This window comes from Streptococcus sp. 339 (assembly GCF_013277285.1).
Lineage (GTDB): Bacteria > Bacillota > Bacilli > Lactobacillales > Streptococcaceae > Streptococcus > Streptococcus pseudopneumoniae.
The window spans coordinates 40029-55558 of sequence record NZ_VMMR01000005.1; the positions used below are offsets into that span (position 1 = coordinate 40029).

Annotated in this window: 11 protein-coding genes, 1 tRNA gene, 1 pseudogene and 1 riboswitch; of the genes and pseudogenes, 4 read left to right on the forward strand and 9 right to left on the reverse strand. The window is 39.3% G+C overall.

The features are described 5' to 3' along the window. The first annotated feature begins 52 nt into the window (after positions 1–52). Entirely contained in the window at positions 53–1426 is a 1374-nt protein-coding gene (gene mnmE, locus HT736_RS00870) for a tRNA uridine-5-carboxymethylaminomethyl(34) synthesis GTPase MnmE (protein ID WP_054392866.1), read from the forward strand. A 45-nt stretch (positions 1427–1471) separates the two neighbouring features. Here mnmE and dapA read toward each other — a convergent pair whose 3' ends face one another. The 4 genes from dapA to HT736_RS00890 all read right to left on the reverse strand — a co-directional run bounded on the left by dapA (position 1472) and on the right by HT736_RS00890 (position 4564). Next, a complete protein-coding gene (dapA, locus tag HT736_RS00875) occupies positions 1472–2407 on the reverse strand; it encodes a 4-hydroxy-tetrahydrodipicolinate synthase (RefSeq protein ID WP_000121607.1) in 936 nt (311 codons plus the stop codon). 55 nt (positions 2408–2462) lie between these two features. Next, the gene (locus tag HT736_RS00880; protein WP_054392865.1) at positions 2463–3539 is read right to left on the reverse strand and encodes an aspartate-semialdehyde dehydrogenase; all 1077 of its coding nucleotides are present in this window, start codon (positions 3537–3539) and stop codon (positions 2463–2465) included. 342 nt (positions 3540–3881) lie between these two features. Then, positions 3882–3954, reverse strand: a tRNA-Thr gene (locus HT736_RS00885). Between the two features lie 100 nt (positions 3955–4054). Then, positions 4055–4564, reverse strand: coding sequence for a QueT transporter family protein (locus HT736_RS00890; protein ID WP_000737071.1), 510 nt, complete (start codon positions 4562–4564; stop codon positions 4055–4057). Next, positions 4562–4658, reverse strand: a riboswitch (PreQ1 riboswitch). It overlaps the preceding gene by 3 nt. A 28-nt stretch (positions 4659–4686) precedes the next feature. Here HT736_RS00890 and HT736_RS00895 point away from each other — a divergent pair. Beyond that, positions 4687–5118, forward strand: a complete 432-nt coding sequence (locus HT736_RS00895) for a GtrA family protein (protein WP_000743002.1) — start codon at positions 4687–4689, stop codon at positions 5116–5118. An 81-nt stretch (positions 5119–5199) separates the two neighbouring features. Beyond that, positions 5200–5577 (forward strand): large conductance mechanosensitive channel protein MscL, encoded by a 378-nt coding sequence (mscL, locus tag HT736_RS00900; protein ID WP_000916792.1) that lies wholly within the window; start codon positions 5200–5202, stop codon positions 5575–5577. A gap of 40 nt (positions 5578–5617) precedes the next feature. On the opposite strand, the gene hemH is transcribed toward mscL, so the two are convergent. Further along, the gene (hemH, locus tag HT736_RS00905; RefSeq protein WP_050222852.1) at positions 5618–6712 is read right to left on the reverse strand and encodes a ferrochelatase; all 1095 of its coding nucleotides are present in this window, start codon (positions 6710–6712) and stop codon (positions 5618–5620) included. Between the two features lie 153 nt (positions 6713–6865). On the opposite strand from hemH, the gene pepT reads away from it, so the two are divergent. Then, positions 6866–8089, forward strand: a complete 1224-nt coding sequence (pepT, locus tag HT736_RS00910; protein ID WP_000222060.1) for a peptidase T — start codon at positions 6866–6868, stop codon at positions 8087–8089. A gap of 35 nt (positions 8090–8124) precedes the next feature. Here pepT and HT736_RS11525 read toward each other — a convergent pair whose 3' ends face one another. The 4 genes and pseudogenes from HT736_RS11525 to adcAII all read right to left on the reverse strand — a co-directional run bounded on the left by HT736_RS11525 (position 8125) and on the right by adcAII (position 15338). Next, positions 8125–9276 (reverse strand): hypothetical protein, encoded by a 1152-nt coding sequence (locus tag HT736_RS11525; RefSeq protein WP_007284789.1) that lies wholly within the window; start codon positions 9274–9276, stop codon positions 8125–8127. Between the two features lie 340 nt (positions 9277–9616). After that, positions 9617–11004: pseudogene (phtE, locus tag HT736_RS11530) on the reverse strand (pneumococcal histidine triad protein PhtE); the annotation flags it as partial. 316 nt (positions 11005–11320) lie between these two features. After that, entirely contained in the window at positions 11321–14413 is a 3093-nt protein-coding gene (locus tag HT736_RS00920; RefSeq protein WP_172930657.1) for a pneumococcal-type histidine triad protein, read from the reverse strand. 7 nt (positions 14414–14420) lie between these two features. Then, complete coding sequence (gene adcAII / locus HT736_RS00925; RefSeq protein WP_000744536.1) at positions 14421–15338, reverse strand: zinc-binding lipoprotein AdcAII; 918 nt, start codon at positions 15336–15338, stop codon at positions 14421–14423. Between the last annotated feature and the right edge of the window lie 192 nt (positions 15339–15530).

A 15530-nucleotide genomic window follows, 5' to 3' on the forward strand; every position in this document is an offset into this window, starting at 1 on the left:
AAGAGACTTGGAAAAATTTCCAAGAAAAGAGCTATTAATTAAAGGAAATATTATGATTACACGTGAATTTGATACCATCGCTGCCATCTCTACTCCACTAGGTGAAGGAGCTATTGGTATTGTCCGCTTGAGCGGAACAGAAAGTTTTGCAATTGCGCAAAAAATTTTCAAAGGGAAAGACTTGAGTCAGGTTGCTAGTCACACTCTCAACTACGGTCACATCGTTGACCCTCAGACAGGAAAAGTCATGGACGAGGTTATGGTTGGAGCTATGAAGTCTCCAAAGACCTTCACTCGTGAGGATATTATCGAGATTAACACCCACGGTGGGATTGCGGTGACCAATGAGATTCTCCAGCTAGCTATCCGTGAAGGAGCTCGATTGGCAGAACCTGGTGAATTTACCAAACGTGCCTTCCTAAATGGACGTGTGGACTTGACCCAGGCTGAGGCGGTCATGGATATCATCCGTGCAAAGACTGACAAGGCCATGAACATTGCAGTTAAGCAATTAGACGGCTCCCTTTCTGACCTCATTAACAATACCCGTCAAGAAATCCTTAACACACTTGCCCAAGTTGAGGTTAATATCGACTATCCTGAGTATGACGATGTTGAAGAAGCGACTACTGCTGTTGTCCGTGAGAAGACAATAGAGTTTGAGCAATTACTAACCAATCTCCTTAGAACAGCCCGTCGTGGTAAAATCCTTCGTGAAGGAATTTCCACAGCCATCATCGGACGCCCCAACGTTGGGAAATCTAGCCTCCTCAACAACCTCTTGCGTGAGGACAAGGCTATCGTTACAGATATTGCTGGTACTACTCGAGATGTCATCGAAGAATACGTCAACATCAACGGTGTCCCTCTCAAATTGATTGATACAGCTGGTATCCGTGAAACGGATGACATCGTGGAACAAATCGGAGTTGAGCGTTCGAAAAAAGCCCTCAAAGAAGCTGACTTGGTTCTACTGGTGCTAAATGCCAGTGAATCACTGACTGCGCAAGACAGACAACTTCTTGAAATTAGCCAAGATACCAATCGCATTATTCTACTTAATAAAACCGACTTGCCAGAAACAATTGAAACTTCGGAACTCCCTGAAGATGTCATCCGCATTTCAGTTCTTAAAAATCAAAACATCGATAAAATCGAAGAGAGAATCAACAACCTCTTCTTTGAAAATGCTGGTCTAGTCGAGCAAGATGCAACCTACTTGTCCAACGCCCGTCATATTTCCTTGATTGAAAAAGCAGTTGAAAGCCTACAAGCTGTTAACCAAGGTCTTGAACTGGGGATGCCAGTTGACTTGCTTCAAGTTGACTTGACTCGTACTTGGGAAATCCTCGGAGAAATCACTGGGGATGCTGCACCAGATGAACTCATTACCCAACTTTTTAGCCAATTCTGTTTAGGAAAATAAGAAAAATCCATTATCGTTCGTGCGGTCATGGATTTTATTGTCTTATTAGTAATCTGGTCTTAAGACACCTGTTACAGTTGCCTTAGTCGCTTCGTAGTCGCCATCTACAACAACCTTGATAATGCGTTTGGCATCTTCTTCTGGTGCTGGAACAAGAGGTAGACGAGTTGGTCCAGCTGCAAATCCCATATAGTTAAGAACTGCCTTGACAGGAGCAGGACTTGGATAAGAGAAGAGGGCATTGACCTTAGGAATGAATTTACGTTGAATAGCTGCAGCTTTCTTCATATCGCTTTCTGCAATAGCAGTAAACATCTCGTGCATCTCATCTCCATTTGTATGAGAGGCAACAGAAATAACCCCATCCGCACCAAGATTCATGGCATGGAAAGCATCTCCATCCTCACCAGTATAGACCAAGAACTCTTCTGGTTTGTGCTCAATCAAGTAAGCCATATTAGCCAAGCTAGTACATTCTTTGACACCGATAATATTTGGATGATCAGCCAAGCGAAGCATGGTTTCTGGAGTCAATTCGACAACCACACGACCTGGAATGTTATAGATGATAATTGGTAGATCCGAAGCATCTGCAATGGCTTTAAAGTGCTGATACATCCCTTCTTGAGAAGGTTTGTTATAGTAAGGTACAATAGCAAGTCCAGCAGCAAAACCGCCAAATTCCGCTACTTCTTTGACAAACTCAATAGAGTCACGCGTATCATTAGTACCTACACCCGCAATCAAAGGAACGCGTCCATTGACAATCTTTTGTACAGCCGCAAAGAGTTCCAACTCCTCATCGTGGGTCAAGGTTGGACTCTCAGCAGTGGTCCCTGCGAGAAGAATTCCATCCGTATGATGGGCCAATAAATGCTCAATCAAGGCTGGAATAGCATCAAAGTTGATGGAACCATCCTCGTGGAAGGGAGTAATAAAGGCTGTGATGATTTTACACTCTTTTAAATCTTGATAAGACATGAAAACACCTCTCTATTTCAAAGAAGGAGTTCATCTGAACTCCTAAACGATATGACTATTTTAATTCAAATTTCAATTCGGCAGTTGGACGAACCAATCCACGTTCGTGGAGAGTTTCAGCAATCTGAACTGAGTTCCAAGCAGCACCTTTGAGAAGGTTGTCTGAAACAATCCACATGTGAATTCCTTTTTCAGCATCCAAGTCTTTACGGATACGACCAACAAAGGTATCACGTGAACCAACTGCATTGATAGCTTGAGGATAGATTTGATGAGCTACATCATCTTCAAGAACAGCGCCTGGGAAGGCTGCGATAGCTGCTTTTACTTCTTCGATTGGAGCCACTTCTTTTGTTTCGATATAAACTGACTCAGAGTGAGCTGACAAGACTGGAATACGAACACATGTTGCAGATACTGCAATGCTATCATCTTCCATGATTTTCTTAGTTTCCTTGGTCATCTTCATCTCTTCGTAAGTGTAATCATTGTCAGTGAAGACATCGATTTGTGGAAGAGCATTAAAAGCGATAGGATAATGTTTCTTATCACCACCTGAAGGCAAGATTTCCGCATGCAAATCACGTGGGTTTACACCATCATTCAAGACTTCACGAAGTTCACGTTGTGTCTCAAGAATTGCTCCCATACCAGCACCTGAAACTGCTTGGTAGGTTGAAACAATGATACGGTCCAAGCCCCATTTTTGGCGAACTGGCTCAAGAGCCACCATCATTTGAATTGTTGAACAGTTAGGGCAGGCAATGATCCCATTGTGGGCATCAAGTGCGTGAGCATTGACCTCTGGAACAACCAAAGGAACGTCTGGATTTTGACGGAAGTAAGATGTATTATCTACTACTACCGCTCCAGCTTTAACTGCGTATGGTGCATACTTAGCTGATGTCGAACCACCTGCTGAAAAGAGAGCAATATCAACTCCCTCAAAAGCTGTCTCAGTCGTTTCTTCAATCGTAATATCTTGGTCTTTAAATTTCAAAGTCTTGCCTGCTGAACGTGCAGAAGCAAGTAAACGAATTTTATCGATTGGAAGTGTTGATTCTTCCAACATTTTTATCATCTGAGCACCGACAGCACCTGTCGCGCCGACTACAGCAACTGTATATCCCATAAATAACCTCTTTCGGAATTTTCTAAAAATTTCTATAATAGAAGTATTATACTACTTTTTCCATGAATTGCAAAGCTTTTTTATCATTTTTTGAAAAATAAAAATCCCCAGTCGCTAGACCAAGGACTAAGAGGCATCTTCATGTGATAAGCAGGTTCACACAACTCATCAAGGTCCGCTCCTGCGTTATGACCTCCTTATGCTCAATAGTAGTCCGAAGACTACCTATCGACTCATCGCATATTCTATATTACTAGAGATACTTGATTTTGTCAATAAGAAATTTTTTCGATCGAGTATAACAAAAAACTCTCGTATTCAAGAGTTTCCCTATACATATCATGCTAATTGCCGGGATTGAACCGGCGACCTCATCCTTACCATGGATGCGCTCTGCCAACTGAGCTAAATCAGCTTACTTAAGTAAGTATACTATAATCAGAAAAACTTGTCAAGTTTTCTTAGAAATTTTCCATAAGAAAAAGCCAGGTAAAGGCTACCTAGCTTGTCCTGTTCTATTTGCTTAAATCGATTCGACGACCAATTTTACCAATGATAATCGCTCCAATAATCAATGAGGCAAATTCACCAATTCCTGTTGTAAACCAAGTAAGGAAAAATGGTAATTCTGCTACAATATTTAACTCTGCAGCGATGGTAAACATGGAAATTGAAAAGAGGATTGAAAAGAAGAAATGATCTTTTCGAATCAATCCGTTAAAGAGGTAATCCTTGCTATATTTTGCAAAAAGCCAAACACCTAAACTGAGGAATACCAAGGTTGATCCGCCACCAACAAAGACATCTAGTAGTCCGAAGCTAAAGAAATTAGCAATCATACAACCGATAGTAACTCCGATGATGTACTTGGGATTGTAAAAAGCCATAAAGTTCATCATTTCTGAAATACGAAACTGATAAGCACCATAGCTGATGGCATTTAGGGGCGGTGTGACAGTCAAAACGACATAAATAGCAGCAACGATTGCAATATCTGCAACATCACGAATAGTTAATTTTTTCATTTTTTCTCCTTTGGCGGTTATCCGCGTGTAATATGCTTGGTGAAAGAAGCTAAGCACCAAGGGTTGCTTTATTCAACCTTACTAGTATAGCACAATAGCCTGCTTTATGCTATACTTAAAGCATGAAAAAACCTATTCAAAAATTTTTTAACAATGAAATCTTAGCCTATCTCTTTTTTGGCCTTGCAACAACTCTAGTTTCGATTCTCTCGCGATTGGTCATTTATCAACTAACTCATCAGGAACTTCTTGCTACGGCCTTGGCAAATATATTTGGTATCCTATTTGCCTTTATCACAAATGATAGGCTTGTATTTAAGCAAGCAAGGAAGAATCGGCTTATCCGTTTAGTGAAATTTTTTCTTGCCCGCCTTTCTACTTTTCTGTTAGACTTGTTTTTAACTTTTCTCTTTGTAACTCAATTCCCTCATATCATAGGGCAATTTGTAAACGAAAATCCTGATAAGGTAAATGCAATTGAAACAATAATTGCACAAATACTCATTATTATCATCAATTATATCTTGAGCAAGATCTATATTTTTAGAAAATAATGCTCCATTTATGAGCCTTTTAATTGCCTTCTATAATGATTTAGGATACAATGAAACACGAAACATTGAAAGGAAAACAGTATGTTAAAAAATCTAAAATCGTTCTTGCTTCGAGGAAATGTTATTGACCTTGCTGTCGGTGTTGTCATTGCCTCTGCTTTTGGTGCTATCGTTACTTCACTTGTAAACGACATTATCACTCCTCTTATTTTAAATCCCGCTTTGAAAGCTGCTAAAGTCGAACGTATCGCTCAACTTTCTTGGCATGGAGTCGGCTATGGTAACTTTTTAAGTGCTATTATCAATTTTATCTTTGTGGGTACCGCCCTCTTCTTTATTATCAAGGGTATTGAAAAAGCACAGAAACTGACTGGTATAAAGGAAGAAAAAACTGACGAAAAAAAACCAACCGAATTGGAAGTCCTTCAAGAAATCAAAGCCCTTCTTGAGAAAAAATAATCGATTAAAAGGATCTAGCACAAAGCTAAATCCTTTTTCTTTACTCTTTGGGCAACTTGCCTGCTTTTTCTAGCATCTTCTTGATAAGATAAGGCATCTTAACATTCTCCCGCCCTTTTTTCTCAATCAGTTTTTTCACAAATTCCGGCATTTGTAAATCTTGAGATTCAGCCAAAATGTTTTTCGTCTCGTCTGAAGGAACTAACTCATCAAAGGTCTCTTCTTCTGGGAGAAATTCCTTAAACTCTTGATGTTCATTGGCTCTAACTGTATTGACCAAGGCATCAATCAAGCGAGAATCTGTATTTGGCATTGGTGGACGATGGTAGTTTACCCCAAATTCCTGACACAAGTCATAACATTCCACATCATTATCAAACAAGACTTCAATGTGCTCACTGATAAAGCTGATTGGAACAAAAATATAATGGTCTGGATGTTCTGTCTGTTCTCTGAGATACTCCAAAACATCTGGCTTAATCCATGGAATCCCAATATCACTCTCACTTTGCCAGGTATTTGTATATTGATCGGAACTCAAACCTAGTTTTTCAGCAACTAACTTGCTATTTTCGAAAATTTGATCGATATAAGGATCTCCAAAATCCAAGGCAAAAATGGGCACACTATGGGCTGAAAAGATGACTTTAAAGCTATCCTGCTTTACTTCTTCTTTTAAAATTTTAGCAATTTCATCTGCCCAATAGTTTAAAAGTGCTTCTTCCTGATACCAGTCCTTAATGACCAAAAATTGAATTTGTTTGCTTTCTAAAAATTTTTCATAGCCCATGACAGAGTAGAAAGAATAATGAGGCTCCAAAATCAAACAAATACACTGTTCAATTCCGTCTGCTTCCATTTGACCGATCACATCTGGAATAAAGGGACTGGAAAACTTATTAGCAAAGTAGACACTGTATTCATTCCCCAGCCTAGCTTCTACCAAGGCAACCTCTTGACGGGTAATTTTTTGCAGAGGCGTGCCTCCAATTCGTACATAATTATCATAGAGAGTCTGAATCTCGTGGTCTTGAGGTCTCACTCCACGACGAATATTTGTGAAAAAATCAGCTACACCTTCAAAGGTAATCTCTTCTGGCGAACCGAAGGTCATCATTAAAATTGCTTTTTTCATAATCGCTTCCTTGTGATGTTTTTATCAAGTTTATTTTATCATGAATCCACTGATAAGTAAACGCTAACATAGCAGATTGCCCTAACTTCTGTCTTTTGTTTTTCTCTTCTTTCTATGATACAATGGAAAAAATAAATTCAAAAGGAGTTTTTTATGACTTATCCAAATCTCTTGGACCGCTTCTTAACCTACGTTAAGGTCAACACGCGCTCTGATGAACACTCTACTACTACTCCAAGTACACAGAGTCAGGTTGACTTCGCAACAAATGTCCTAATTCCTGAAATGAAACGTGTTGGACTGCAAAATGTTTACTATCTACCGAATGGTTTTGCTATTGGAACCTTGCCAGCCAATGATCCATCTTTAACACGTAAGATTGGCTTCATCTCCCACATGGATACTGCTGATTTTAATGCTGAAGGAGTCAATCCACAGGTAATTGAAAACTACGATGGTGGTGTGATTGAACTTGGAAATTCTGGTTTTAAACTGGATCCAGCCGACTTCAAGAGTCTTGAGAAATATCCAGGCCAAACGCTCATTACAACTGATGGAACAACCTTGCTAGGTGCTGATGACAAGTCTGGTATTGCTGAGATTATGACAGCTATTGAATATCTGACTGCTCATCCTGAAATCAAACACTGTGAGATTCGTGTTGGTTTTGGTCCAGATGAGGAAATCGGTGTTGGTGCTAATAAATTTGATGCAGAAGATTTTGATGTGGATTTTGCCTACACTGTTGATGGTGGTCCACTAGGTGAACTTCAGTACGAGACTTTCTCAGCCGCTGGTGCTGAATTGCATTTCCAAGGCCGTAATGTCCACCCTGGTACTGCCAAAGGGCAGATGGTCAATGCCCTTCAGCTAGCAATTGATTTTCATAATCAACTTCCAGAAAATGACCGACCTGAGTTAACTGAAGGTTACCAAGGTTTTTACCATCTAATGGATGTGACAGGTAGTGTTGAGGAGGCGCGTGCAAGCTACATCATTCGTGATTTTGAAAAAGATGCCTTTGAAGCGCGTAAAGCATCCATGCAATCTATCGCTGATAAGATGAATCAAGAACTTGGGAGCAACCGTGTCACTCTCAACTTGACAGACCAGTACTACAATATGAAAGAAGTCATTGAAAAAGATATGACTCCAATTACCGTTGCTAAAGCCGTTATGGAAGATCTAGGTATCACGCCTATTATCGAACCAATCCGGGGTGGAACAGACGGCTCTAAGATTTCCTTTATGGGAATCCCAACTCCGAATATCTTTGCAGGTGGCGAAAATATGCACGGACGTTTTGAATACGTTAGCCTTCAGACTATGGAACGTGCAGTTGATACCATCATTGGCATCGTAGCTTATAAAGGCTAAAAAGACGAGGTGGCTCAGCTACTTCGCCTTTCTGTTTATTCTACTGCTTTTTCTTGATTACCAGTGCTTGTTGTAGATTCAGTTGATCCCTTTTCTGAAGTTAATTCAGCAGGTTTAGAATCTCTTGTGTTGCTTGCTTTGTTTTCGTCGCTAGCAGTTTCGCTGTTAGATTCTGTAGTTGCGTTTGGTTGGTTCTCAGCACTGGTGTTATCACCATTTGCTTCAGCATTTCTTGCTGGACTTGTTTCTTCACTTGCGCTAGCTTTTGACTGGATTTGGTGATTCAAAACTAGAATAGCTTTTGTCAATTCAAGTAAAGCTGCTTTGTCTTTACTCTTAGCAGAAAGTTGATCTAGTAATGCATCCACTTTATCAAAGTCCTCATCAGAACCATTATTACTTTCTAAATAAGAGTGAAGCGACATGAGAATATCGTAGAGTTTTTGATAGAGTACAAGTGTCTGAGAATCTTGCTCAGCATTTTCCTTTTCTTGTTGAAGGGCGCTAGCGATACGAGTCAAAACATCTTTTACCTGACTGTTTACTTCATCCAAGTCTGCATCAGCCTTGTTTGTGGCAGCTTTTAGATTTTCTACTTCTTCTGCCAAGGATTGTCTGATTCCTTCTTCATGGATTTGTTCCAAGAGTTGATTTGCCTTGTTCAAAAGACTTTCTACTTCTTCCTTGCTGACATGATTGACATATTCTTCTTTTTTAAGATCAGGATAAAGATCTTTCAAAAATTCATAAATCGCTTGCTTAGCAGATTGGTTATCAACTTTTTCTTTATCTAAAACTGTTTCATTTACTTTTGCAGTAGCTGGCTGATTTTTCAAAGCCTCTTCTACTTCTTGTTTTGTTTGGTAAATGCTTGGGAACAGTTTATTCAAGTCCACAGCCTTACGGAAGGATTGAGATTGATATAAAGTAAAAGTCAAATTAGCTACTTTATTACGAAGCTCATCACTTAAACGACCATCGTTTACATGCTCATAGAAGTACTTGATGTATTCCACTGTTGTATCACCAGTACGGTCATTAAAGTCTTGAAGAGCTTGAAGTTGTGATTCAACCGCTGCTAAAGCAGCCTCATCTTTAGCCAACTTAGCTTCCTGGAGTCGAACGAGAAGGTCTTTCTTAGGAAGTCCATAAGTATCTGTATCTAGCGTATTGATTTTATCAATCAAGGCCTGATATTTCTTATCTAAAGCACTTGTTTCAACAGGTTTGACACTTTCATCAATATGGATATATTGCTTATCAAAGAGGTCAAGTGTTTTTAGATAACCTGCTGTAGAGTTAGTTAGTTGCTAGTTTCTTCATATTTTCAGTAAACTGACCTAAAACTAACTCAATCTGTCTTTGTTTGATTGGATCGTCTTTATAGACGTTTCGACTTTCAGCAAGAAGTTGATCTACTTTTGCTAAAACTGTTTTCTCATCAAAGGCCCCAGGCTGATAGTTGGATTTCAGGGCTGGAATTTTGTTTTTCAAGGCTACTTCATAGCCCTTAGTTTGAACCTTGATGTAGTGATTGTGGTCTCCATGACTCATGACAAAACCTGATTCATCTTCAGCGATAATACGATTAGCATCAAATCCGTATCCATCTTCTTCATGTTTCTCATGTGAAGTTCCTGGATTGATTGGAAGAGATGGAGAAGGTGTTGCTAGACTATTGTTTGGAAGAGTCGGTTGCCCAATTTGATTTGATTTTGGAATGTAATGGAAATGATCACCATGTCTTACAATATAAACTATAGCCGTTTCTTCAATGATATCTTTTGGATTAAAAATATAACCATCAGATACTGAAGAGAGCTCCTTACTTGTCGTTAAAGAAGAAGGATTGCTTGAAAGACTGCCTAGACTAGACACTACTTCATTTGTAGAAACTGTAGAACCAGTTCCACTGATAGACACCATTCTGGCAATCTTTTCTTCTAAGGCAGAAAGCTTGCTGTAAGGAATAAAGTGGTAATGGTCGCCATGCGGAATCGCAACTCCATTTGGTGTAAGACTGATAATCTTAGCAGGGTCAAAGACCAAGCCATCTGATTCACTGTAACGTTGGGCGCTAGGTGAATCATAGAGTTCCTTCAAAAGACTCTGGAGATTTTCAGATTTATTTGCTGGCTTGCTAGTTGATCCTTTTACTACAGATTGCGTGTTATTGTCACTAGCTGTTGAAGAATAGCTTAACTGACTCGGTTCATATTTTTTCCAGCCAGATGTGCTTTAGCTGCTGCTAATTCACTAGCAGATAAATCGCTTTTGGGAATGTAGTGATAGTGACCTCCATGAGGAACGATATAAGCATTACCCGTATCTTCGATAATATCAGCTGGATTAAAGACATAGCCATCATTTGTCGTATATCGTCCCTGAGACCTTGCTACAGCAACATTAGAGTTAACCTTCTCATTATCTTTGACATGTTCTTGTTTTTGACGATTGATTTCATCTTTGGTTCGAACATTATCAGCATGAGCTACATCTTTCAGGTAGACATAATATTTTCCATCGACCTTGATGATACAACCACCCTTGACTTCATTGACAATATCAGCGTCTTTAAGTTGATAGTTTGGATCCTTCATCAAGAGTTCTTCACTAAAGAGGGCATCATAAGGAACTTTCCCATTATAGTAATGATAGTGGTCACCGTGTGACGTTACATAGCCCTGATCTGTAATTTTGATTACAATTTGCTCAGCCTGAATTCCTTCTTTCTGGCTAACCTGGTCTGGTGTCAAGTTTTCACTTTTCTGACTTGACTGGCTGCCATCCACATAAGAGACACGATTATTGTCCTTATTTTCCTGCGAACGATGCTGGTTTAGTGCATAGGCACATAGACTCAAGGATACGATAACAGCTGATCCAGCTGCTATATATTTTTTACTGAATTTCATAAATCCCTCATTTCAATAAATGATGAAGCTTTTTCTTAACTTCTTTTTTCTCGGTTAAACAATTTTTCTAAACCGCTTATTTAACCATTTAATTAACCAGTAAATAGTTTACTATTTAAAATTATAGAGAAATGAAATAAGAATAGGACAAATTGATCAGGACAGTCAAATCAATTTCTAACAATATTTTAGAAGTCAAGGTGTACTATTCTAGATTCAATCTATTATACTTCTGTCAAGTTTCTGTTACTTTTTTCCAAAAAAGAGAAGCAACACGAAAGGTTACTTCTCCATAAAATATGCTTCATTCTTTTTACTACTGTATAGGAGTCGGTTGACTCTCTTTTAACAAAGCCAAGAGCCTATCTAATTCTGCTGAAATAGTGTTACTGTCTTTCGTTCCGAAAAGAAGACTGCTGTTTAGACCAGACAATGTCTCCATAGCATTTTGGCGAGTACGAGAATCTGTTACTTTTTCTAGCAAGGTCTCCGCCTCTGCTATCTTAACGTCAATAACAGAACGCTCTACTTGTGGAACTTCATCCTCATCTGTAGTATCTTCAGCTTCTTCCTCTGTCTCTTCCGCATCAGTGCTTGGTCTATAAAGATTATCTGCTGAAGGATTTAAACCAGCGTGATTCTCTTTTTCATCAGATTCAGAATGAGTTGGCTCACTTACTTCATCATGTTCCTTATCTTCATCAGGTTTACCGTTTTGGTCTGCCTTATTTTTACGAACATGGTCGCTAGCATTACCCCAACCATTATCTGAATGAGGACGTTGGTCAGGATGTTCAACGTAGTATTTCACTGTCGCAAATAAATCTTCTAAGGTATAGCCTTCAGGAGCTGAGTAAAGTCCTTCATCAAACCATGCAAACTTAAGATTATGATAGTGATCAAAGTGAGGAATTATAAAGTGACCATTTTGTACAGCTACAGTATACTGTAAATGATTCGGTATTTTTTCTAATGGTACCTTTTTCTCAGCTTTTACGCGGTTATAGATAGCTTCTGTCCCTGTTGCCTCTGGTTTTGCTTCTGTTGCTTCAGTAGAATTTGGAGCTTGTAAGCCTTTTTCTTTAGCATAAGCCTGAGCTGCTGCTCTTTCAGCTTCAGATAAGCTGTCTTTTTTAATCCAGTGGCTATGGTTCAAGTGTGGAGTGACGTAGGCATTTCCTTCATCACTTTCAATATCATGCTCATCAAAGATATAGCCATCCTCTGTTGTATATTTACCTGCTAATTTCGCTAATTTAATTTCATCGTCTGTATAGGCAATTTGAGCATTTGGTTTGCCAAGTCGCTCTGGATGGGTAATTGGTGCTAGGAATGCCAATAAATCATCTACCAATTTTACTTTATTAGAAGATTCATCATTCAAGCGCTCTGCTAATTTGTCTAAAGTTTGGAAATCAGAAACGCGACCTTTATTTTCAGACAAGGCTTTATGAGCCTGGGTTAACAGATTGTAGGCTTTATCATAAAATTCTTGGTCACGAGAAGCGACATTTTCTTTTTTAGCAACTAGAGCATGTGTCTCTTGAGTTTTCTTAGACAAGAGATTTTCAATAGCATCAATCTTATCCTTAGCCAAGTCTTTAGCAAAAACATAGTGACTGACCCCAGCAATTTCCACAACATATCCTTCCCCAACTTTTCTAACAACCTGTTCTACTGCAAAATCAGTTTGTTTTTTCTCAGTTGATGGTTGAGCTTGCGGTTTTGGTGCTGGTTTCAAATAATTCATTCCCGGCAAGACTGCACCATTTTGTCCCTTAATAGCTATCATACGAGCCAATTTTTCTTCCAAAGGTGACATTTGTGAATAAGGGATAAAGTGATAATGGTCTCCGTGCGGTACAGCAACACCATTAGCTGTACGATTTGTTATTTGTGCCGGGTCAAATACTAGTCCATCCGATTCTACATGGCGTTCTGATAAGGGTTTAGCATACAATTCACGTAAAAGGCTTGGAATGTCTTCCCCTTGATTTTGATGATAAGTTGGGCTGACAGTCAAATTGTGGTTCTCTGACAAGCTTGGTTGAGCTGGATTTGCATTATGACTAGAACTTGAAGAAGGACGAGACCCCTGCTTCCCATTCCAATAGGCTTGGGCTGCAGCCAATTCTCCTGCAGACAAATCACTCTTAGGAATATAGTGAAAATGATTTCCATGCGGTACAACAAAAGCGTCACCTGTATCTTCAATCACATCTGTTGGACTAAAGACATACCCATCATCCGTTGTATAGGCTCCTCCAGTTGCTCTATTCGGTGCCTGCGTATTGAGATTAAAGTTTGCTTTAATGGCTGAACTTGGTTTCGCAGGACTGCTTGGTTTCGTATTATCAGAATGCTTTTGAACTGGCTGACCTCCAATTGGTAGATTTCGAGCCAATTTTTCTTCCAAGGCAGACATTTGCGAATAAGGAATGAAATGGAAATGATCTCCGTGAGGTACTGCCACACCATTTGCAGTACGTTTTGTAATCTGTGCTGGGTCAAATACTAATCCATCAGACTCCACATGACGTTGGCTAAGTGGCAAAGCGTACAATTCTTGAAGGAGACTAGCTAAATCCTCATTTTGACTCTCAGGAGTTGTTGTAAGATTTTGAGGAGTTTCAGATGGACTCGTTCTCACACTAGATCTTGTTTCTCCCCTGCTAGAACGATATTCAACCGTACTTAATTGACCGCCTTTTCCAGATAAGAAGGCTTGGGCAGCAGCTAATTCACTGGCAGACAAATCACTCTTAGGAATATAGTGGAAGTGATTGCCATGAGGAACAATATAGGCATCGCCTGTATCTTCAATGATATCAGAGGCATTAAAGATATAACCATCATCCGTTGTATAACGTCCTTGGGCTCTGGCTGCAACTACCGCCTGATTGTTTGAACCGCCACCGTGATTACTACTATGTTCCTGCTTCTGACGTTTAATCTCTTCTTTTGTCCGAATATTATCCGCATGGGTCGCATCTTTAAGGTAAACATAGTATTTACTGTTTACCTTAATGACATAACCACCCTTGATTTCATTGACAATGTCTGAATCCTTCAACTGATAATTCGAATCTTTCATGAGGAGCTCTTCACTGATGATGGCATCATAAGGAACCTTGCCATTATAGTAATGATAATGGTCTCCATGAGAAGTCACATAACCTTGATCCGTAATCTTGATAACAATTTGTTCAGCATTGATTCCCTCTCTCTTACTGACTTCATCTGGTGTTAAGTTCTCTGCCTTTTGACCAGCCTGATTACCATCTATATAAGCAACTCGATTAGACTCTTTCTTAGCCTGACCAGCTTGGTAACGACCAAGTTCATAGGAACAAACACTTAGGGCAAGAACTGCCACTGAACCTGCTAGATATTTTTTATTGATTTTCATTTTTTCCTCACTTTAATTCTTCTGCTAGAACACTTATATTTTCTTCAAGATTTTCTAAATAGGTCTTGTCATTTTGTGGGTCTGCCTCTAAAGGATTCAGAGTTTTAAGACCTACACCTGTTGATTTGACAAGAGTTTCAGCTACTTTTGAAGAAGCGTTACTTTCTGTAAAAATCGTTTTAACCTTATAGGTTTTCACAAATTCCTGAATTTCTGTTAGTTGTCTTGGACTTGGTTCTTGTTCCGGAGAGATACCTGCAATACCAAGTTGATTGAGTCCAAATCGCTTAGCTAAATAAGAAAAGGCTGTATGTTGTGTTACAAATGTTTTCTGAGTCGCTTTTTCAAATTTAGGCTGGAATTTCTTAGTCAATTCTTGAGCTTTTTTGATAAAGGCTTGCGCATTTTTTTGGTAAGTTTCTTTATGCTCACTATCCGCCTCCGAAAGCTTATCAGCGATAATCTGAGCTTCTTCACCAGCTTTTTCAGGATCTAGCCAAGTATGAGGATCGTAGAGCGTTTTTTCATCAACTCCATCCCCTGCTTCCACATCTTCTAGCCCTGGGACGCGGTCTAAAGTCATTCCCTCTGAAGCCTCTAAAACCTTCACTTTGGATTTTTTTAGATTGGGATCTAAACTTCCTGCCCAAGATTCGAGCGTATGTGAATGGTAAACAAAGACATCTGCATCATAGATGGCCGCGATGTCATTTGCCGAAGGTTCAAAGGAGTGAATCCCACTACTTGACTGAATCATCCGAACATCATTCAAGTCACCAGATACTTCCTTAACCATAGCGTAGATAGGATAAAAACTGGTCACAATTTTCATCCCCTTTCCTGTCTGGCTTTCCTTTTGACTACAGGCTCCTAGCAATAAAAGAAAGACACTTAACAAGACTAAAAATAAATTTTGTTTCTTCATGAACAACTCCTTAACTGTTTAATTAACTAGTAAACATTCTACTCCTAAAAACTTAATCTGTCAAGATATTTTTAGAAAAAATTTGAAATTTCTTTCACATATAAAAATCTGCTGAGTTTCAACAACTCAACAGATTCTCACTTTATATACTCAATGAAAATCAAAGAGCAAATTAGGAAGCTAGCCGCAGGC